At 54.0% G+C, this 19,258-nt stretch carries 25 protein-coding genes; 20 read left to right on the top strand and 5 right to left on the bottom strand.

Annotation, left to right across the window (positions count from 1 at the left end; genetic code table 11):
• Positions 1-153: 153 nt before the first annotated feature.
• From rplC to rpsQ, 10 genes are read left to right on the top strand one after another with little or no spacing between them, the layout of a single operon-like run.
• Positions 154-843, top strand: coding sequence for a 50S ribosomal protein L3 (gene rplC, locus G9Q38_RS03370; protein WP_166127800.1), 690 nt, complete (start codon positions 154-156; stop codon positions 841-843).
• Positions 844-846: 3 nt separating this feature from the next.
• Positions 847-1,467 carry a 50S ribosomal protein L4 gene (gene rplD, locus G9Q38_RS03365; protein ID WP_166127796.1) on the top strand — a complete coding sequence of 207 codons (621 nt, stop codon included), beginning with the start codon at positions 847-849 and terminating at the stop codon, positions 1,465-1,467.
• Positions 1,464-1,760 (top strand): 50S ribosomal protein L23, encoded by a 297-nt coding sequence (rplW, locus tag G9Q38_RS03360; protein WP_114419003.1) that lies wholly within the window; start codon positions 1,464-1,466, stop codon positions 1,758-1,760. Before rplD ends, rplW begins: the two co-directional genes overlap by 4 nt.
• Complete coding sequence (rplB, locus tag G9Q38_RS03355; protein WP_114419004.1) at positions 1,761-2,588, top strand: 50S ribosomal protein L2; 828 nt, start codon at positions 1,761-1,763, stop codon at positions 2,586-2,588.
• A gap of 12 nt (positions 2,589-2,600) precedes the next feature.
• A complete protein-coding gene (gene rpsS / locus G9Q38_RS03350) occupies positions 2,601-2,876 on the top strand; it encodes a 30S ribosomal protein S19 (RefSeq protein WP_114419005.1) in 276 nt (91 codons plus the stop codon).
• Positions 2,877-3,209, top strand: a complete 333-nt coding sequence (rplV, locus tag G9Q38_RS03345) for a 50S ribosomal protein L22 (protein WP_199532349.1) — start codon at positions 2,877-2,879, stop codon at positions 3,207-3,209.
• 9 nt (positions 3,210-3,218) lie between these two features.
• On the top strand, positions 3,219-4,001 hold the full coding sequence (rpsC, locus tag G9Q38_RS03340; protein ID WP_114419007.1) for a 30S ribosomal protein S3: 783 nt from the start codon (positions 3,219-3,221) through the stop codon (positions 3,999-4,001).
• A gap of 2 nt (positions 4,002-4,003) precedes the next feature.
• Positions 4,004-4,420, top strand: coding sequence for a 50S ribosomal protein L16 (gene rplP, locus G9Q38_RS03335; protein ID WP_114419008.1), 417 nt, complete (start codon positions 4,004-4,006; stop codon positions 4,418-4,420).
• A gap of 11 nt (positions 4,421-4,431) precedes the next feature.
• Positions 4,432-4,623, top strand: a complete 192-nt coding sequence (gene rpmC, locus G9Q38_RS03330; protein WP_114419009.1) for a 50S ribosomal protein L29 — start codon at positions 4,432-4,434, stop codon at positions 4,621-4,623.
• A gap of 1 nt (position 4,624) precedes the next feature.
• Entirely contained in the window at positions 4,625-4,903 is a 279-nt protein-coding gene (gene rpsQ, locus G9Q38_RS03325) for a 30S ribosomal protein S17 (protein WP_166127793.1), read from the top strand.
• A 63-nt stretch (positions 4,904-4,966) separates the two neighbouring features.
• Here the strand turns inward: rpsQ and G9Q38_RS03320 are convergent, their stop codons facing one another.
• The gene (locus G9Q38_RS03320) at positions 4,967-6,160 is read right to left on the bottom strand and encodes a LysR family transcriptional regulator (RefSeq protein WP_166127790.1); all 1,194 of its coding nucleotides are present in this window, start codon (positions 6,158-6,160) and stop codon (positions 4,967-4,969) included.
• Positions 6,161-6,316: 156 nt separating this feature from the next.
• Here G9Q38_RS03320 and G9Q38_RS03315 point away from each other — a divergent pair, with 156 nt between their 5' ends.
• The 6 genes from G9Q38_RS03315 to G9Q38_RS03290 are packed head-to-tail and all read left to right on the top strand — an operon-like array spanning position 6,317 to position 11,112.
• On the top strand, positions 6,317-7,294 hold the full coding sequence (locus G9Q38_RS03315; protein WP_166127787.1) for an ABC transporter substrate-binding protein: 978 nt from the start codon (positions 6,317-6,319) through the stop codon (positions 7,292-7,294).
• Between the two features lie 2 nt (positions 7,295-7,296).
• Positions 7,297-8,082, top strand: a complete 786-nt coding sequence (locus G9Q38_RS03310) for an ABC transporter ATP-binding protein (protein ID WP_166127784.1) — start codon at positions 7,297-7,299, stop codon at positions 8,080-8,082.
• Complete coding sequence (locus G9Q38_RS03305) at positions 8,079-8,867, top strand: ABC transporter permease (protein ID WP_166127781.1); 789 nt, start codon at positions 8,079-8,081, stop codon at positions 8,865-8,867. The genes G9Q38_RS03310 and G9Q38_RS03305 overlap by 4 nt, the downstream gene beginning before the upstream one ends.
• On the top strand, positions 8,864-9,664 hold the full coding sequence (locus G9Q38_RS03300) for an ABC transporter permease (RefSeq protein ID WP_166127779.1): 801 nt from the start codon (positions 8,864-8,866) through the stop codon (positions 9,662-9,664). The genes G9Q38_RS03305 and G9Q38_RS03300 overlap by 4 nt, the downstream gene beginning before the upstream one ends.
• Before the next feature lie 9 nt (positions 9,665-9,673).
• Positions 9,674-10,399, top strand: a complete 726-nt coding sequence (locus G9Q38_RS03295) for a class II aldolase/adducin family protein (protein ID WP_166127776.1) — start codon at positions 9,674-9,676, stop codon at positions 10,397-10,399.
• Positions 10,400-10,410: 11 nt separating this feature from the next.
• The gene (locus tag G9Q38_RS03290; RefSeq protein ID WP_166127773.1) at positions 10,411-11,112 is read left to right on the top strand and encodes an isochorismatase family protein; all 702 of its coding nucleotides are present in this window, start codon (positions 10,411-10,413) and stop codon (positions 11,110-11,112) included.
• Positions 11,113-11,123: 11 nt separating this feature from the next.
• On the opposite strand, the gene G9Q38_RS03285 is transcribed toward G9Q38_RS03290, so the two are convergent.
• Complete coding sequence (locus G9Q38_RS03285) at positions 11,124-12,020, bottom strand: LysR family transcriptional regulator (protein ID WP_166127770.1); 897 nt, start codon at positions 12,018-12,020, stop codon at positions 11,124-11,126.
• Between the two features lie 143 nt (positions 12,021-12,163).
• Between G9Q38_RS03285 and G9Q38_RS03280 the strand changes: the two genes are divergently transcribed.
• Entirely contained in the window at positions 12,164-13,375 is a 1,212-nt protein-coding gene (locus G9Q38_RS03280) for a CaiB/BaiF CoA transferase family protein (RefSeq protein ID WP_370523901.1), read from the top strand.
• Positions 13,376-13,407: 32 nt separating this feature from the next.
• Positions 13,408-14,340, top strand: a complete 933-nt coding sequence (locus tag G9Q38_RS03275) for a hydroxymethylglutaryl-CoA lyase (protein ID WP_166127766.1) — start codon at positions 13,408-13,410, stop codon at positions 14,338-14,340.
• A 7-nt stretch (positions 14,341-14,347) separates the two neighbouring features.
• Here G9Q38_RS03275 and G9Q38_RS03270 read toward each other — a convergent pair whose 3' ends face one another.
• The 3 genes from G9Q38_RS03270 to G9Q38_RS03260 are packed head-to-tail and all read right to left on the bottom strand — an operon-like array spanning position 14,348 to position 16,704.
• Positions 14,348-15,181, bottom strand: coding sequence for an alpha/beta hydrolase (locus G9Q38_RS03270; protein ID WP_166127763.1), 834 nt, complete (start codon positions 15,179-15,181; stop codon positions 14,348-14,350).
• 18 nt (positions 15,182-15,199) lie between these two features.
• Positions 15,200-16,105, bottom strand: a complete 906-nt coding sequence (locus G9Q38_RS03265) for an MBL fold metallo-hydrolase (RefSeq protein WP_166127761.1) — start codon at positions 16,103-16,105, stop codon at positions 15,200-15,202.
• Between the two features lie 14 nt (positions 16,106-16,119).
• Complete coding sequence (locus G9Q38_RS03260) at positions 16,120-16,704, bottom strand: TetR/AcrR family transcriptional regulator (protein ID WP_166127758.1); 585 nt, start codon at positions 16,702-16,704, stop codon at positions 16,120-16,122.
• Between the two features lie 161 nt (positions 16,705-16,865).
• On the opposite strand from G9Q38_RS03260, the gene G9Q38_RS03255 reads away from it, so the two are divergent.
• Both G9Q38_RS03255 and G9Q38_RS03250 read left to right on the top strand, forming a co-directional pair.
• Positions 16,866-17,945, top strand: a complete 1,080-nt coding sequence (locus G9Q38_RS03255) for a 2,5-dihydroxypyridine 5,6-dioxygenase NicX family protein (protein WP_166127755.1) — start codon at positions 16,866-16,868, stop codon at positions 17,943-17,945.
• Positions 17,946-18,025: 80 nt separating this feature from the next.
• On the top strand, positions 18,026-19,216 hold the full coding sequence (locus tag G9Q38_RS03250) for an amino acid ABC transporter substrate-binding protein (RefSeq protein WP_166127752.1): 1,191 nt from the start codon (positions 18,026-18,028) through the stop codon (positions 19,214-19,216).
• The last annotated feature ends 42 nt before the right edge of the window (positions 19,217-19,258 follow it).

Here is a 19,258-nt window from a genome sequence, read left to right as displayed (position 1 = left end):
GACGCTTGCTTAACTTGAGGCACTCATGCTATAGTGCGAGGCTAACCAGAAAACGGCTTTGCCTATTTCTGGTATGAAACAAGAATTTTTGTGAATGGCGGTTTTATTCACGCAATTAGCCCCGACCAATCGCAGTCGGGAATGGAGAAAACAATGTCGAACTCGACACCTACGCCTGCCGCGCATCGGCTCGGGCTTGTAGGGCGCAAGGTCGGCATGACCCGTATCTTTACCGAGGAAGGTGAGTCCATCCCGGTAACAGTACTGGACGTGTCGAACAACCGTGTGACCCAAGTCAAGACCCCCGAATCCGATGGCTACGCAGCCGTGCAAGTTGCTTATGGTGCACGTCGTGCTTCCCGTGTTACCAAGCCTCTGGCAGGTCACTTCGCCAAGGCCGGCGTTGAAGCCGGTAACATCGTTAAAGAATTCCGTCTCGACCCCACAAAAGCCGCAGAATTTGCTGCAGGCTCAGTAGTGGCCGTAGAAAGCGTATTCGAAGCGGGCCAAAAAGTCGACGTTACCGGTACCACAATCGGTAAAGGCTTTGCGGGCAACATCAAGCGTCACCACTTCAGTTCTCAGCGTGCTTCGCACGGTAACTCCGTGTCGCACCGCGCGCCTGGTTCAATCGGTCAGGCACAAGATCCGGGTCGCATTTTCCCCGGCAAGCGCATGGCTGGTCACTTGGGTGACGTTACCCGCACTATTCAGAATCTTGACATCGTTCGCGTCGACGCCGAGCGTGGCTTGTTGATGGTCAAAGGCGCTGTGCCCGGCCACAAGAATGCCAACGTTATTGTGCGCCCCGCAATCAAGATGTCGGCTAAGAAAGGAGCGTAATAAATGGAACTCAAGCTCCTGAATGATCAAGGTCAATCAGCTTCCACCGTCGCTGCGCCCGACACGGTATTCGGTCGCGACTTCAACGAAGCGCTGGTTCACCAGGTTGTGGTGGCCTTCCAGGCTAACGCCCGCAGCGGCAACCGCGCCCAGAAAGACCGCGCTGAAGTCAAGCACAGCACCAAGAAGCCCTGGCGTCAAAAAGGTACGGGCCGCGCCCGCGCCGGTATGACTTCCTCGCCTATCTGGCGTGGAGGTGGCCGTGCATTCCCGAATTCGCCGGATGAAAACTTCAGCCACAAGGTCAACAAGAAAATGTATCGCGCTGGTATTCGTGCGATTCTTTCCCAGTTGGCTCGTGAAGGTCGTATCGCTGTTGTTGATTCGTTCCAGCTCGACACCCCCAAAACCAAGCAGGCAGCCGCCAAGCTTAAAGGTATGGGTCTCGAGTCGGTTCTCATCATCACTGATGCGCTGGACGAAAACGTTTATCTCGCTACGCGCAACCTGCCACACGTTGCGGTAGTTGAACCGCGTTATGCCGATCCGCTTTCGCTGATCCACTACAAGCAAGTGTTGATCACCAAGCCGGCTATCGCTCAACTCGAGGAGATGTTGGGATGAACGCCGAACGCTTAATGCAAATTATTCTGGCACCCGTGGTTACTGAAAAAGCCACCCAGGTTGCCGAGCAAAATCAGCAAGTCGCTTTCCGCGTCGCCGCTGACGCCACCAAGCCGGAAATCAAGGCTGCCGTTGAATTGCTCTTCAAGGTTGAAGTGGAATCTGTACAGGTTCTGAACCAGAAGGGTAAGGAAAAGCGCTTTGGCCGTTTCATTGGTCGTCGTCGCAATGAGCGCAAGGCTTATGTCTCGCTCAAAGAAGGCCAGGAACTCGACTTTACGGAGGTGAACTAAATGGCACTCGTAAAAGTCAAGCCAACCTCGGCAGGCCGTCGCGGCATGATCAAGGTGGTGTCGCCCCAGTTGCACAAGGGTGGCCCATTCGAAGGTCTGCTGGAAAAGAAAAAGCGCGGTTCCGGCCGTAACAACAATGGTCACATCACGGTACGTCACCGTGGGGGTGGTCATAAGCAGCACTATCGCCTTGTCGACTTCCGTCGCAACAAAGACGGTATTGTCGCCAAAGTAGAGCGTCTGGAATACGACCCGAACCGCACTGCGCATATTGCGTTGCTGTGCTACGCCGATGGCGAGCGCCGCTACATTATTGCGCCCCGCGGCCTGGAAGTCGGTAGCACACTGTTGTCCGGTAAAGATGCACCTATTCGTGCCGGCAACGCTTTGCCTATCCGTAACATTCCAGTCGGTTCCACTATTCACTGCATCGAAATGCAACCCGGCAAAGGCGCGCAAATTGCCCGTTCCGCCGGTTCGTCAGCGGTTCTGCTGGCGCGCGAAGGGGTTTATGCCCAGGTTCGCCTGCGTTCCGGTGAGGTGCGTCGCGTTCATATCGACTGCCGCGCAACCATTGGTGAAGTGGGTAATGAAGAGCACAGCTTGCGTCAAATCGGTAAAGCCGGTGCCATGCGTTGGCGCGGTATCCGCCCCACCGTTCGTGGTGTGGCAATGAACCCGATTGATCACCCGCATGGTGGTGGTGAGGGACGTACTGGCGAAGGCCGTGAGCCGGTTAGCCCATGGGGCACACCGTCGAAGGGCTATCGTACTCGTCGTAACAAGCGCACAGACAACATGATTGTCTCGCGTCGCAAGCGCAAGTAAGGGGCGAACTAAATGGCACGTTCTATCAAAAAAGGCCCATTTGTCGATGCGCATCTGCTCAAGAAAGTAGATGCCGCAGTCGAGGGCAAAGACAAGAAGCCGATCAAAACCTGGTCGCGCCGTTCCACCATCCTGCCCGAGTTCATTGGGCTGACGATTGCTGTGCACAATGGCCGCCAGCATGTTCCCGTTTACATCAACGAGAACATGGTCGGTCACAAGCTCGGCGAGTTCGCGCTGACCCGTACGTTCAAAGGGCATGCAGCGGACAAAAAGTCCAAGAGGTAAGTGATGGAAACTACAGCAAATATTCGTGGCGTTCGTATTTCTGCGCAAAAAGCACGTCTGGTTGCGGACATGATCCGTGGCAAGTCGGTGGCCCAGGCGCTCAATATTCTTACGTTTACGCCTAAAAAAGCCGCGGGCATCTTGAAGAAAGCCCTTGAGTCCGCGATCGCCAACGCCGAACACAATGACGGCGCCGATATCGATGAACTGAAAGTCACGACAATCTATGTCGATAAGGCTGAGTCATTGAAGCGTTTCTCGGCCCGTGCAAAAGGCCGCGGTAACCGCATCGAGAAACAGACTTGCCACATTGTGGTCAAGGTCGGCGCGTAAGGAGTCGCAATGGGACAGAAAGTACACCCAACCGGGTTCCGCCTCGCGGTCAATCGTAACTGGACTTCTCGTTGGTACGCCGACGACAAGGCTTTCGGCGGTATGCTTGCCGACGATATCCGCGTGCGCGAGTACCTGAAGAAGAAATTGAAATCCGCTTCGGTCGGTCGAGTTGTTATCGAACGCCCCGCCAAGAATGCCCGTATTACCGTCTACTCGGCTCGCCCGGGTGTGGTAATTGGCAAGCGCGGCGAAGACATCGAGAACCTCAAGGCCGATTTGCAGCGCCTCATGGGCGTGCCTGTGCACGTGAACATCGAGGAAATCCGCAAGCCTGAAACAGACGCTCAACTCATTGCCGACTCCATCGCGCAACAGCTGGAAAAACGTATCCAGTTCCGTCGCGCCATGAAGCGGGCCATGCAAAACGCCATGCGCCTCGGTGCGCAAGGCGTGAAAATCATGAGCTCGGGCCGTTTGAACGGTATTGAAATTGCCCGTACCGAATGGTATCGCGAAGGCCGTGTGCCCCTGCACACACTGCGCGCCAATATCGACTACGGCACTTCCGAAGCCGCTACAACCTACGGCATTATCGGTATCAAAGTCTGGGTCTATAAGGGCGACATGTTGCCTAACGGCGAAATGCCTCCTGAAGCAGCCGCACCACGCGATGAAGAACGTCGTTCACGTCGACCTCGCGGCGAGCGTCCTGAGGGTCGTCGTCCGGCGCGTGGCCGCGGGCCTCGCAAGTCTGATGCTGCAACAGCAGCACCAGCTGAAGGAGAATAATTATGTTGCAACCGTCACGCAGGAAATACCGCAAAGAGCAGAAAGGCCGCAATACCGGTCTGGCTACGCGCGGTGCACAGGTGTCGTTTGGTGAGTTTGGCCTCAAAGCCACAGGCCGTGGCCGTTTAACGGCTCGCCAAATCGAAGCCGCTCGTCGTGCGATCAACCGTCGTATTAAACGTGGTGGCCGTATCTGGATTCGTGTATTCCCCGACAAACCCATTTCCCGCAAGCCCGCTGAAGTGCGTATGGGTAATGGTAAGGGTAATCCGGAATACTGGGTCGCTGAAATTCAACCCGGCAAGGTGATTTACGAAATGGAAGGTGTCAGCGAAGAGTTGGCGCGTGAAGCGTTCCGCCTGGCCGCGGCCAAGTTGCCGATTTCCACGACGTTCGTCAGCCGTCGTATCGGTGCTTAAGGAGAAACGTTATGAAAGCCAGCGAACTCCGTTCCAAGGAAAAAGATGAGCTCCAGACAGAGCTCGAGAGCCTGCTCAAGGCACAGTTTGGTCTGCGCATGCAGCGTGCTACTCAGCAACTCTCCAACACCAGTCAGTTGGGCAAAGTACGTCGCGACATCGCGCGTGTTCGTACCGTCATGACTGAGAAGGCAGGAAAGTAATATGAGCGAAACTCAAAACACCACCGCCAAGCGCCAGCGTACCCTGGTTGGTAAAGTTGTCAGCAACAAGATGGACAAAACCGTGGTTGTTCGTGTTGAACGCCGCGTTAAACATCCTGTATACGGCAAGATTGTGATTCGTTCTGCCAAGTACAAAGCGCACGACGAAACCAATCAGTACAACGAAGGCGATACTGTCGAAATTGCTGAAGGTCGTCCTATCAGCCGCGACAAAGCCTGGACGGTTACCCGTCTGATCGAGGCGGCACGCGTTATCTAAACGCGTTGTCGTGTCGTAAAAAGCCAGGGCTGCATTTTGCAGTACCTGGCTTTTTTATGTGTGTTACGCGATAAGTACGCCCTCGGCCGCCGTTTCAATATGCTGCATGAGTTTTTCGCATAACGCCGACGGCTGGGCATCGCGGCGTAAGATAAAACCTATTTCCCGTTCAGTGCCGGGGAGGTCAACATTCAGAACTTTGACAGAGCCGGAGGCAATCTCATAGGCTAGATACTCGGGTGATACAGCCGAAATGGCGTCGCTGTTGTGCAGCAAGCCGCGCAGCAAACCCAGGTCACCTGCCTGAGCAACCACCCGGGGCGATTCAAGCTTCAAACGTCGAAACACATCGTTTAGCAATTCCCGTGTGGGCGCGCCACGGTCGCGCAATACCCAGGGATAGTGAAGAAGCGTTGCCGGATCAATGAAGTCGTGATGTGTCAGCGGGTGGTCCGCGCGTGCCACAACGACCAGACGGTCCCGCCCGATCACCCGAATTCGGAAGTCGCGATGAAAATAGTCCGCGCTTAGCCCGGTTAGAATGAAGTCAATCTCGCCCGACTGCACACCCGCGAACAGCACTTCGAAAGGTGCGTCTACCATTGAGACCTGCACATCGGGGTGCCGGCTGCTCAGTGTTGAAATGGCTTTGGGCAAGACCCGCGTGCGAAGTGAAGGGAGCGCCGCAAATTGGATTTTGCCGGCAATTTCACCGCGCAACTGGGCGAGATCTGCTTTCAAATGGCGAAGTTCCGCCAACACACGCCGCAGTCTGAAAATTAGAAGATCGCCGGCTTCGGTAACGATCATCCCCTTGGCGGTGCGACGAAACAGCGAGAGCTTCAGCGTGTTTTCGGCATCGCGCAAAAGTGCGCTGACTGCGGGTTGAGTCAGCCCCACTACCGCCGCAACACTGGGCATGTGTTTCATTTCCCTGAGTTTCACCAGCGCATGAAGTTGTCGTTCGCCGACGACCATAGAGAAAATGGGTGCGTTGGTGGAAACGGCATAAGGTGCGAGCTCGATGCGGGCAAAGTTCAGTTCAGCGGCAACGCGCTGGGCGCGTTTGTAGGTGGTCTGGCCGAAATGGGTGGGCGCCATGCCGGTGGCCTGGCGTTCAAATAACGGTGCCCGGAATCGTCGCTCGAGTAGAAGTATGGCGTTACCGACTGCGGCGGGGGTACGTAACAGGCGATCGGCAGCCTGGGCGATGCTGCCCTCTTCCACCACGGCGATCAATGCGCGAAGGTGGCGCATACAGTTTTTTTCATGCATGAGGGGACTTTATGATTGAGCGAAAACCAAATCAATAAAAAAAATTTGGGTCATGTGAAGCATAACTTGGTTCCAGTTTGCTCAACAAGTCCCTAAAATCGATTTTAGAAATCCTATAAACGCATTCAGGAGACAACCATGCGACCGTTTCTAAAAACGTTGGGCTGTGCCTTATTTTCTGCTGTTTTTCTTTATTCATCAGGAGCTTATGCAGATCCCGTAAAAATTCGCGTGGGTCATGGCTCGGCTGCAGAGGAGCCCCTTTGGACGATGAAGGCCGCCCCGGAAGTTACGCCGAACCAGGGCAAGTCGTACGATCTTGAATATGCCCTGTTTCGTGGTACCGATAAACGTTTTCAGGCTTTTGAGGCAGGTGAGCTCGACATCGCTACGGGGTCGGCCCACAGCGTCATGATGGCGGCGGCGGCAGGCGTAAAGTTCAAGGTCATCGCGTCGCTTTCCCGCGAGGGCGGTGAGAACGGTTTTGCCACCCAGTACATGGTCATGGACGACTCAGACATCAAATCCATTGCCGATTTGAAAGACAAAACCATCGGCATTAACGGTGCGCGTTCGTCGGCGGAAATCTGGGCTCGCCTGGCATTAACCAAGAACGGTTTGAACCCGATGCGTGATGTGAAATGGGTGGCATTGCCCTTCCCCAGCCAGGGTGAGGCGGTGCGGGCCGGCAAGCTCGATGTGGGCGCATTCCCCCAGCCCTTTGCCGCATTTGAAGAAGGCCGGGGCGGGATGCGCACGGCATTTACCTCTACCGACGGTATTGGCCAGCAGGAAGACTTAATGCTCTTGCTGGTGAAAGAAACGTTCCTTCAGGAGCACCCCCAAGTGGTGCGTGATTTCTTAAGCGATCTGGTGGCGGCGACCGACTACTACGTCAACAGCCCGGAACAAAGTCATCAAAAACTGATCGACGCCAAGTTCGTGAATATTCCGCTCGAGATGTCGCTGAACATGCGCAAATATGAGCACCCCATGGACGCCAGGGTTGATGAGCCTTCCATGGAAAAAATGGTCGATACACTTCAGGAATTTGGCTACATTAACGGCGACCTTGATCTGGAAACCGTGGTCGACATGCGTTACTTGCCGGAGTAAAGATGTCGGAGGGATATCTCAAGGCGCAGGGCGTTTCCAAGACTTTCATGCGCAACGGTCAGGCGATTGTTGCGCTGGAAGCATTTGATCTTTCCATTGCCGAAGGTGAGTTCGTCAGCATAGTGGGTCCGTCGGGATGCGGGAAAAGCACGTTTCTGCACATGGTCGGCGGCTTTGAACCCCGTAGTGCTGGAACGATTACGTTGGCCGGGACGCCGGTTTCACGCCCCGGGCCCGACAGGGGCATGCTGTTTCAAGACTATGCGTTGTTCCCCTGGCGTACGGTGCTGGGCAATGTGACCTGGTCGCTTGAGGTGAAAGGCATACCGAAAGCGCAACGCGTTGAACTTGCGCGCAAGTACATCGACATGGTGGGTTTGTCGAAGTTCGAGAATGCTTACCCGGCAGAATTATCGGGCGGCATGCGACAACGCGTGGCGTTGGCCAGAACGCTGGTGTATGAGCCGCAAATGTTGCTGATGGATGAGCCGTTCGGGGCGCTTGATGCACAAACCCGCGAATTGATGCAGGAAGAACTGACCGACATCTGGCAAGCGAACCAGCGTACCGTGCTGTTCGTCACCCATGATATTGAAGAAGCCCTTTACCTGAGTGACCGGGTTATTGTGTTTACTGCTCGTCCGGGCCGCATAAAAGCAGATATGCGTGTGAATTTACCGCGTCCACGTAGCGCCTCAATTCGCAAAAGCCCCGAATTCATCGAGTACTACACGCAAATATGGGATATGTTGCGTGATGAGGTGCTGCGCGCCAGAGAGGCGGCATGACATCCCGGCTCAATAGCAACAACGCATTGCGTTGGGTAGCCGGATTGGCGTTGCCCGTGGCGTTATTGCTGGCCATGCAACTGACGTCGGGGCAGGAAGGCATGCCGCGATATGTGGTTGCACCCACCGACATCGGTGCAACGTTATGGCAATTGCTGGTTAGCGGTGAATTAGTGAGTGATGCGATCGCGTCGGCATACCGGTCCTACAGCGGTTTTCTGCTGGGAGCGGCCTTTGGGGTGGGCCTGGGGCTGTTAAGTGCGGTGTGGCGCCAGGCCGAAGCATTTTTCGATCCTTTGGTCTCAACCTTGTACCCGGTGCCAAAAATTGCGCTGTTGCCGGTCATTATTACGTGGCTGGGGTTTGGCGATGTTTCCAAGGTGGTGCTGATCGCATTGGCCGTATTCTTTCCTACTTTTATCAACACGTTGTATGGTGCGCGTGCAACCCCGGTAAGTCTGGTTTGGGCCGCGCGCAATATGGGTGCCGGTCGGTTCTATATTTTCCGGCGTGTGGTGTTGCCCGCGGCATTGCCGCAAATATTCACCGGATTACGCTCGGGGCTGGCATTGTCGTTCGTCGTGTTGTTTGCCGCTGAAATGGTGGGGTCGAACGATGGGTTGGGCGATATGATTATTCGTGCCGAAGAAGCCATGCGTTACGACTGGATGTATGCCGCCATATTAACGATTGGATTACTGGGTTTCCTGAGCGACCGTATCTTGCTTGTCATTCGACGCAAGCTGTTGGCCAACAAGTATCCAGGGGAGGCGGCGCGGTCATGAAGCAACGTCTTTACGCTACGTTACGCCGCATGGTGGCAACGTTGTACCCGTTGGTGGTGTTGGCTATTGTGTGGGAAATTTTGTCCCGCTCGGGTTGGGTTTCATCCAGGCTTATGCCGCCGCTGGAGAAAATCTTTTCGGCATTTATTACCGGAGTCGCCAACGGCGAGCTCATCTATCATGCAACTGTGTCATTTTCACGGGCCATCAGCGGTTTTGGGTTGGCTATTGTGGTGGGTGTCTTGCTGGGGGTACTCATGGCGCGGGTGCGCTGGTTCGAATGGATGTTTGAACCTATTTTCTCGTTCGGTTATCCGGTACCGAAAATTGCACTCTATCCGGTCTTTATTTTGCTGCTGGGGTTTGGTTCTTCGTCAAAAATCGCCCTGATTGCGCTGGAGTGTACGTTTCCCATTGCGGTGAATACCTACTTTGGTATTCGTGCCGTGGCGCCCCGCTTTATCTGGAGCGCGCAAAACATGGGGGCCGGTCCGTCGCGCATTTTCTTCAAGGTTTTGTTGCCCGCCGCATTGCCTTCAATTATGTCGGGTATTCGGGTTGCCTTGCCGCTTTCCATGGTGATTGTGGTGATTACCGAAATGATTGGGGAAAGTTCGGGCCTGGGATATTACATCTCATACGCATCCGCCTCGTTTATGTATGCGTCGTCGTATGCCGGGGTGATTGCCGTTGCCATGATTGGTTTCGTTATGGACCGAACCTTGGTGATGATTCGGAATCGCATCCTTTTCTGGGAGCCCAGCGGCGCGGCGCAGGCTTCAAAACTTTCTTTTTAAGAGTCTGTCATGGTGCTTGAAGAACAACTGGATCAATTAGCCATTGCGTGTCGTGTGTTGGAAATGGAGGGTCACGGCGATATGACATTAGGTCATTTGTCTTTGCGTGATCCTGAAGGGCGCGGGTTTTGGTTAAAACGCAATGCGCGCGGGTTGGGTGAAATTCTGACGCACAAGGATTTTGTGCTGGTGAGTTTCGACGGCGAGAAGCTGGTCGGGGAAGGCGGTTTACACTCCGAGTGGCCGATTCATTCGGAAATTTTGCGTTTGCGCCCCGATGTGCAGGTGGTTGCTCATACTCATCCGTTCTACGCCAGTGTTTTGTCGGCTTTCGACACCGAGTTGTTGCCGTTTACGCTGGATGCCGATTATTTCGACGCACTGCCCTGCCACAGTGACGACGTGGCGTTGCTGAAAACCAAAGACGACGGTATCGCCCTGGCGCGAACGTTAGGCGCGCATTTTGCCGTGCTGATGGCCAATCACGGCGTGACTTTCTGCGGTACGTCAATTGCCCATGCGGTGTGTGTGGGTGTATTCCTTGAAAAAGCCGCCCGTACGCATGTACAAGGGATGCAGATTCGCGCCGATGCCGGCTTTCCAGACGCTGAAATTCGAGAGCGCCGACGTCATCAGATTATGACCTCGGTGCACGTTGAGCATTCCTGGCACTACTTTGTACGCAAGCTGCAACGCGTTGAGCAAGTGAATGGTCTGGCCGGGCTTTACAGTTAACAGGATTTCAGATGGGTCTGATTGATACGCTACTTTCTTCGCTACCCGAGCGCGATCGCGATGTCATGTCGCAATCGGGCTACGGTGCCACTATGGGTTTGGGGCAACGGCCCGTATTACTGGTGGTGGACGCCACCTATGGTTTTTGTGGTGATCGGCCCGAGCCTGTTCTGGAGTCAATCAAGCGCTGGCCTAATTCATGCGGGGAAGAGGCCTGGCTGGCACTGGCGCAAATTGAACGTTTGTTGAACTTGTTTCGTGCGCAGCAGCGCCCCGTTTTTTATACCCGGGGTGCTTACCGTGACGATAAATGGGATATGGGGTCGTGGTTATGGAAGCATGCCCGTTCACGCCCTGAAGAGGCACCACCGCCGGTTTCCGCGCATCATCATGACGATATCGTTGAGGCGATTGCGCCGCGCGAAAGCGATATTGTCATCGGAAAACAAAAACCCTCGGCGTTTTTTTCCACGCCGCTGCAATCCTATTTAACGCTGGTCGGCGCCGATTCATTGGTGGTGGCGGGCGGAAGCACGTCGGGTTGTGTTCGGGCAACCGTGGTCGACGGCTTCAGTGCGAATTATCGGATTGCCGTGGCCGCCGACGCCTGTTTCGATCGCCTGCAGTCCAGCCATGCTATGAGCTTGCTGGACATGCATGCGAAATACGCCGATGTGCTGGAAACCGATGCGTTGATTCAGCAGATGGCGTAGTTGCTGCGCATTCACGAGGTACTTGAGTTGTGCGCCATGTGCGCAACCAATAATTGCGCAGCCGGCGATAACGAGGCCCGAGACCGGAAACATAAATGCAATTGCCGTTTTGCCCACGGTTCATCCAGTTCAAGTATGCGAATGTGCAGGGCCTTGGCCTGTGTTTGCGCAACGCTGCGCGGCAAGATGCCGGTGCCCAGATCCGCCTCCACCATTAAACACAGGGCGTCGTAACCGGAAACCTGAAAGCGGCAGCGCCAGGTGCGGTTCAGCGCCAGCGCGGAGCGGGTTAATTGCAGGTTCATCTGGCTGCCGTGCGGTAATCCCACGTAAGGGAAGTCCAGCGTTTCTTCGAAACGGACCTTGCGCCGTTTGGCCAGCGGATGATGTCGCGACGTAATAATAGCCAGTTCGTCGGAGCGGTAGGGTAAATACGTTAAGTCTTTAATAGGTTCATCCATGACCAATACGCCAATGTCGGCTGTGTTCTCGGCTACCGCTTGCGCAATTTCAGTGCTCATGCGTTCGGCCAGGTCAATTTGAATGTGGGGATAGCTTTTAAGAAAGGCGCCCAATTCTGCGGGTAGAAATTGGTTGATGGCCGATAGATTGGCGTGAATTCGGACATAGCCTTTTTCACCTGAACCATAATCCTGAATATGGGTTTCCAGTGCGCCCAGATCGTTAAGGATGCGGTGCGCACGATCAATTAACGCGCGGCCGGCCGGAGTTGCTTTCAAACCTTTGTTGCTGCGTTCCACCAGTGCGACACCCACTTGCTCTTCAAGATCGCTAATGCGCCGGCTAATTGCGGCCGCTGCAATATGTTCTTGCTCAGCCGCCGCACTAATGGTGCCGGCCTGAATGACGCGGATAAACAGTTTGAGCGATTTGGGATCCAAGGCCATAACAAAAAGCGATAATAAGGGGTAAATTTTGATTGTTTATAGATTGATCATCGCATAAAACGATGATGGTATCGAAAATAACCGCTTTACAGTCAAGGTCGGTTAACGGGAAGATGACGGAAAGCGTAATGAATGAGGAAGCTATGACGCAGGATAAGCAGGAAACCCCCATGGCGCTGGAAGGCGTTAAGGTATTGGAACTTGGCGCGCTGATTGCCGGCCCGTATGCCAGTACGTTATTGGCGCAATTTGGCGCTGAGGTGATCAAAATTGAACCTCCGGGTACGGGTGATCCGTTGCGCACCTGGCGCAAGTTACACAACGGCACCTCGTTATGGTGGTATTCGCAAAGTCGAAACAAGAAGTCAGTTACGCTGAATTTGAAAGACCCCGAGGTGCAGGAGATGGTGCGCAAGTTGGCGACTGAGGCCGATATCGTGATCGAGAACTTTCGGCCCGGTACGCTGGAAAAATGGGGCTTGGGTTGGGAAACCTTGTCGGAACTGAATCCGTCTTTGATCATGGTGCGTATTTCAGGCTATGGGCAAACCGGCCCGTATAGTCAAAAACCGGGGTTCGCAGCTATTGCGGAATGCATGGGCGGGCTGCGCTATGTCACGGGCTACCCCGATCGTGCACCGGTACGCACCGGCGTGAGCCTTGGCGATACGCTGGCTTCGCTGTATGGGGTGGTGGGGGCGCTTATGGCGCTGTATCACATTAAAGCCAATAAAGGCCAGGGGCAGTTTATTGACGTGGCCTTGTACGAAGCGGTGTTTGCCGTGATGGAAAGCCTGATTCCCGAATACGCTGCCACGGGCACCATACGCGAGCGAACCGGTGCGGCGCTGCCGGGTATCGTGCCGTCCAACACCTATTTGTGTAAAGACGGCAACTATGTGGCGATTGCCGGCAACGGCGACGGGATTTTCAAGCGGCTGATGAATGCCATTGGTCGGTCCGACTTGGCCGAGAACCCCGAGCTTGAACATAACGACGGCCGTGTGCGGCATACGGAAATGCTGGACGGCGTAATTGGCGACTGGGCAGCTGAAAATCAGTTGCAGTATGTACTGGAAACACTGGATGCCGCATCGGTACCGTGTGGGCGTATTTATACTGCCAAAGATATCTATGAAGACGCGCATTATCAGGCCCGTGAAATGATTCAGCGTTTTGAAATGGCCGATGGCGCACCTATCGACTTGCCCGGCATTGTGCCCAAGCTTAGCCAAACCCCGGGCCGCACCCGTTGGTTAGGTCCAGAGTTGGGGCAGCACACGCGCGAAGTGCTGGAATCAATTGGTGTGACACCCGAACAGTACGAGAAAATGAAACAGGCCGGCCTGGCGTAATGGCTGCGGCGTGCCTGACACAGGAAATGGATATGCAAGAGCGACAACGTGTTTACATACAGGAAGTATCGGTACGCGACGGGTTTCAAATTGAGGCCAAGTTCGTTCCTACGGAACAGAAAATCGAACTCATCAACGCACTAGGCCGCACCGGTTTGGCCAAAATTGAAGTCACCTCATTTACTTCACCCAAAGCCATTCCCAACCTGGCGGATGCCGAGGCCGTTATGAGTCAAATCGACCGTGTGCCCGGCGTGGTGTACGCGGCGCTGGTGCCCAATGTGCGTGGTTGCGAACGCGCGCTGGCCTGCAGTGTGGATGAAATCAATTTATTTATGTCGGCCAGCCGCACGCATAACCTGGCCAATATCCGCATGACGCCTGAGCAATCGCTGGAGCAGTTTCAGAAGGTGGCGGATTTTACCGGCGATAAGGCGATGTTGAATGCTTCGGTGTCGACCGCCTTTGGTTGTCCTTTTGAAGGTGAAGTGCCGGCCGACCGTGTGATGGATTTAATTCAGCGTTACGTTGATATGGGCATTCAGGGCGTGAGCCTGTGTGACACCACGGGCGTGGCCAACCCCACCCAGGTGCGCGAGTTGTGCGAGCGGGTACGCAATCGCTGGCCTTCTTTGGTGTTAACGCTGCATTTTCACGATACGCGTGCAATGGGCTTGCCCAACGTGATGGCTGCGCTCAGTGCCGGGGTGGATCGTTTCGACGCCTCGTTGGGTGGCTTGGGCGGCTGCCCTTATGCACCGGGCGCCAGCGGCAATGTTTGCACCGAAGACATGGTGCATATGCTGGAGGCCATGGGCTATGACACAGGTGTGGCGCTGGAGCCGTTGTTGGATATTGCACGCTTGCTGCCCGAGATTGTGGGGCATGAAGTGCCGGGCCAGGTTATGAAGGCCGGCCCGTATACACGGCGGTACCCGGTGCCGGAGTCGGTTAAGGGGATGTGAAAACGGGTTAGCGCTTTAAAAGCTTGTTTGACCAGTCATTGAGCGTGGTCGCCCATAAACCGCCCACGTCCCCAGCCGCATAACTTGCCGTGAAGTGGTTGCACCCCGGTAACTCAAGCGTTTCAACAGGAACGTTGTGCGCCCTCAGCGCGGCTTCCATTTCCTGGCCTTGGCGCTTTAAATGCGGGAAGTCTTCTTCTCCCCACGTGAGCAGGAAGGGCGGTAGCCCCGATTTCAGATTTTTTATGGATGACGCGGCGGTGTCGGCGCCCACCTCGGGCGGCCCCAGGAAACGGGGCCGAACCGCCATTCCTGCGTCTTCACCAAAATAATAAATGCCCGATATGGGCGCGCAGCCTTTTACTTGAGCGGAACACGCCATGTCGGGCACCGCCTCTTCAACAACGGCCAGAAGGGCGGCGTAATGTCCGCCCGCCGAATGACCGCTGACAAAAATTTTCTTGGGGTCGCCGCCGTATTCGCTGATGTTTTTGCTGACCCAATCCAGCGCACGGGCGGCGTCTTGAAAGCCAACGGGGAACAAATGATTGGGTGCCAGACGATAGCCTGCTGAGGCAAACGTGATACCCAGTTTGTTCAGCGCGGGGGCGATGAAGTACATCCATTCTTTGTAGCCGTTAGTCCAGCCACCGCCGTGAAAGAAAAGCAGCACGCGCCCGTCGGGGTTTTCGGCAGGGAAAATGCCGATGCTTTGATAAGGATCTTCGCCGTAATTGACTTCAATGGGTTTCAGGCCCTTGGCCCGTTCAAGCAGATAAGCATGGTACTTGACCATGTTTTCGTTAAACGGTTCTTGTGCGGGGTAGCGTTCAATATCCATTATTTAACCTTTCTTTGCTTACACAAACCGATACCGATACACATGCCCCCGGGTTGCATCGGGGTCATCGTGTTTTACAACTTCGATTTTTCCTGCATTCGGCGAAGGAAAGTGCGCCGGCATAACCGTGGTGCCTTTGTGTGCCAGTTCGGCCATGGCATTTAATCGGGTGGCGCGTGACTTCAGCGGATCGAGGCAAAACCGCGTATTCCAATGCGGGTAACAGCATTGCAAAGGGTGGTGGAAAAGGTCGGCTGTAATAAGGGTTGGGTCTGTTGCGTCGTCGATTTCAACGCCCACATGGCCGGGCGTGTGACCTGGCAATGGAAGCAGTCGAATTCCAGGTACGATTTCGTGATTCATAGCGACCAAATCGGCTTGGCCGGCGTGAAACAGGGGCCATACTGAATCACCAATGTAGTCGCCTGAGCGAACCAGCGCCGGGTGCCCTTCATTTTCTTTCCAGTAATCCCATTCCGGCGCGGTGAACAGATAGCGCGCATTGGGGAAAGTGGGAACCCATTCTTTGCCGTTGAAGCGCGTATTCCATCCGACATGATCAACGTGCATGTGCGTTGATAAAACGATATCAATATCTTCAACGCCAAGGCCCAGACTTTCCAGCCCTTTCAGCCAGTTCCATTGTTGTTCGTGGAATTCTGATCGAACGCGTTGTTTGCAGTCGCCCACACAGGTGTCAATTAAAATTTTGTGGGTTTCCGTTTCCAGCAAAAACGATTGAATCGTAATGACCAGCTTGTCGGTCTCCGGATCGTAAAAATGCGGGACCAGCCAGTCGATGTTTCGGGAAATGATGTCCGGGTCGGAGTCGGGAAAAATCTCTGCAGGGCGAAGTAGTGGGTCGCTCGATTCAATGATGCGTGAGATCTTAACCTGGCCAAGTTGGGTGGTGGTTGTTTTCATCGTTTGAAATGCCGTTAGTTCTGCGGTTCAGCATACGAGAGTATGAGTTTACTGAAGAAGTCGATATCCGCCTTTGACGTAATTTTCTTCTTTGTAAGATAAAAATTAATAGCGTGGCCGTCGAAGGCCATTAATAGCAATGTTGCAATGGCCTGGATTCGTTCAGGGGCCAAATTCGACAGGCTGTTGTTCAACATTTGGCATAGTCTGTTTTCCACTGAAATCCGCAGCGCCGGGCTGTAGCCTTCATTACTTGTTGTTGTTGACAGTGCCTGAATAAGGTTGTTGCTGAACCCTTTGTCCGCCGCCGGTAAGTCTCGCCACATTGTCGTCAAAATTCGCTGGATTTTCTGTTCGTTCGTGTTCAGTCGGTTTAGGGCTCTTTCCAGTTTGGCCATTCGTTCGTCCAGCCAGCCTTCATACAAGGTGAACAAAATTTCCAGTTTGGATGGAAAGTAAACGTAAATATTGGCGGGTGAAGAACCGGCCAACTTGGCGATTTGGGGTATTTTCGTACTGGAATACCCGTATTCCATGAAGCATTTATATGCGGCATCCAAGATTGCCTGCTTCATTTCCGGCTTTTTTACCTGAACCACGTCGACCCCTAAATACGCAATTTTTTAATGTTACCTCATGGTAATCAAATTATCTTAAATAAGGAACGTTATTCGGTATTGACTTGCTTTTGGTATGTCAGTAAAGTCGTTCAAAGTGGGGTGTTATTCGGGTGGCACATAGAAAAAGCAAGGAGATCAACATGTTGCAGGCAGACATCAGAACGCAGTCGACGAATCCAGCGAAGCTTGCGGGGTTGTTCAAAAAGCAGTTTGAGCTATGCAAGGTTAAACCGGGAGAAACGATTGCGATTGTGAGCGACCTGGGCACCCGACGTGAATACATCGAGGCTGCATTCGCTGCAGCAGAAGAGCTGGACGCCGATATTTATGAAATGTGCGTGAATGCCATCCCGACCTGGACCAGCGTTGGTGTGGAAACAGTGGGTAAATGCAAGGGCACGCTGGAAGCTTTGATGCAGTGCGACATGGTCCTGATATTCCACGTGCCGCTGTTCAGTAGTTGGCTGAAGAAGGTAATGGATAACGGCGTTCGTATACAAATGATTATCGACGCCCCCGACGATTTATATGCCTTGCAGTCGCCGCCCGGTTTGAAAGAGGCGCTGCTGCACGCCCACAAACTGTACGAGAATACAAAGCAGGTACGTGTCACCAGCAAGGCCGGTACAGACTTTACTTATGAGCGTGGCGAGTACCCCGTAATGAGCCAATACGGGTTTGCAGATGAACCCGGGCATTTCGACCACTGGGGTGCAGGCTTTCTTCATACGTTTCCCAATGAAGGCAGCGCAAATGGCACGCTGTATATACAGCCGGGCGATATTGTTATTTTGCCGTACAGCCGCTACATTCAGGACGAAATTATTGTCGAGGTTCGCGACGGGCATATCGTTTCCATTGAGGGTGGGCTGGATGCCACTTTAATGCGCGAGTGGTTGGAAGACGGTAAGGATTTCCCCGAAGACCGCGACCCATTCGCTATTTCGCATTTGGGCTGGGGCTTGAATCCGCAGGCTCGCTGGGACAGCATCGCGTTGTATGGTGATTCGCCCGAGCGAAACCGTGCCGCAACGCGAGCGTTTCCGGGCAATTTCCTGTTTTCGACAGGCCCCAATACGCAGGGGGGCGGCACACGCAAAACACGTGGTCATTACGACCTTCCCATGCGGGGCTGCACCATAGAGCTTGACGGTAACCGGATCATTGAAGACGGTAAGGTCATTGATCCGAAAATGATTGTGCCACGGGAGCGGCGTTAAACATCCCGGCACAAAAAGTGGAAGTGGCTGGGCAACACACCTTCAGTAAGTAATAAATGAAAACACCATCGGAGACAACTATGACGACACGACGCACGTTTTTGAATGTGGCTTTGAGTATTGGCCTGGCCGCAAGTATGTTTGGGGCGGCGGCTGCCGAGAAGCCGCCTGTTCGTATTGGCTTTTCAATGTCGCAAACGGGGCCGTTTGCCAATGCGGCGCAAGACCAATATGCCGTTTATGAGATGTGGCGCGATGAGGTCAACGCGCGTGGGGGCATCGATGTTGCCGGTGAAAAGCGGTTGGTTGAGTTTGTCGAATACGACAATCAGTCCCGGCCCGAAATGTCGGTACGCATCTATGAAAAACTCATTACCGACGATAAGGTGGATTTGCTGATTGCGCCCTGGGGCACGCCGTTCCAGATCGCCCTTGCGCCGGTCGTGGAAAAGTATAAATTTCCGGTAGTTGGAAACACATCGGCTTCCGTCATGTTGCGCGAGGTGAAGCCCGGCTATATTTGGTTCCCTACCGCAGCGATACCCGATGTTATGGCGGTGGAACTGACCAAGCTGATGCAGCAAAACAATGTTAAGTCGGTTGCCATCATGGCCAATGTGCTTTCGCTGACCAAAGAGCTGAAAACCTTTATTGAGCCCGAGCTGAAGAAGGCCGGAATAGAAATCAAGTTCAGCACAGAGTACCCGCCCAGTATTAAAGACATGACACCCATGTTGGCGCAAATCAAAGAATTGAATCCCGATGCGGTGTTGGCGCTTTCCTATCCGGGCGACTCTGTTCTATACGGTAAACAGGCGAAGGAAATAGGCATCTCCAGCCCCTTTCAATTCGTGGCGTTGGGCGCGTCGGCTGCCTTTTATCGTAAAGCCCTGGGTGATTCGGCCAATGGCTTTGTAACGATTGGCCACTGGGCACCGGATAACCCAGAATGGAAAAATGCGCGCAAGTTTTACGATAACTACGTTGCTCGCTACAACCAGGAACCCGACTATTTGAACGCTTCGTTGGCTTACTTGTCTTTGGAAATTCTGGAGCAAGCAGTCGCCAAGGTGGGTTTGGATAAAGAAAAGCTGCGCGAGACGATTGCCACCGATACATTCGAAACTATTAATGGAAAGGTGAAGTTTGAAGGCGTGCAAAACGTCATTACCCCAACGGCATTTCTGCAAATTCAGAATGGACACCTGAAGCTGATTTGGCCCGACTCCATTGCCACCAGCAAGTTCCAGCCCAAAGCGCCTATTCAATAAGCGCCCAACAAGAAAAAAGGGCGACCTAATGGGTCGCCCCTG

Source organism: Pusillimonas sp. DMV24BSW_D (assembly GCF_011388195.1).
GTDB lineage: Bacteria > Pseudomonadota > Gammaproteobacteria > Burkholderiales > Burkholderiaceae_B > Neopusillimonas > Neopusillimonas aestuarii.
Note: the sequence above shows the minus strand (reverse complement) of the source record. Positions and strands in the feature narration are given on the sequence as shown.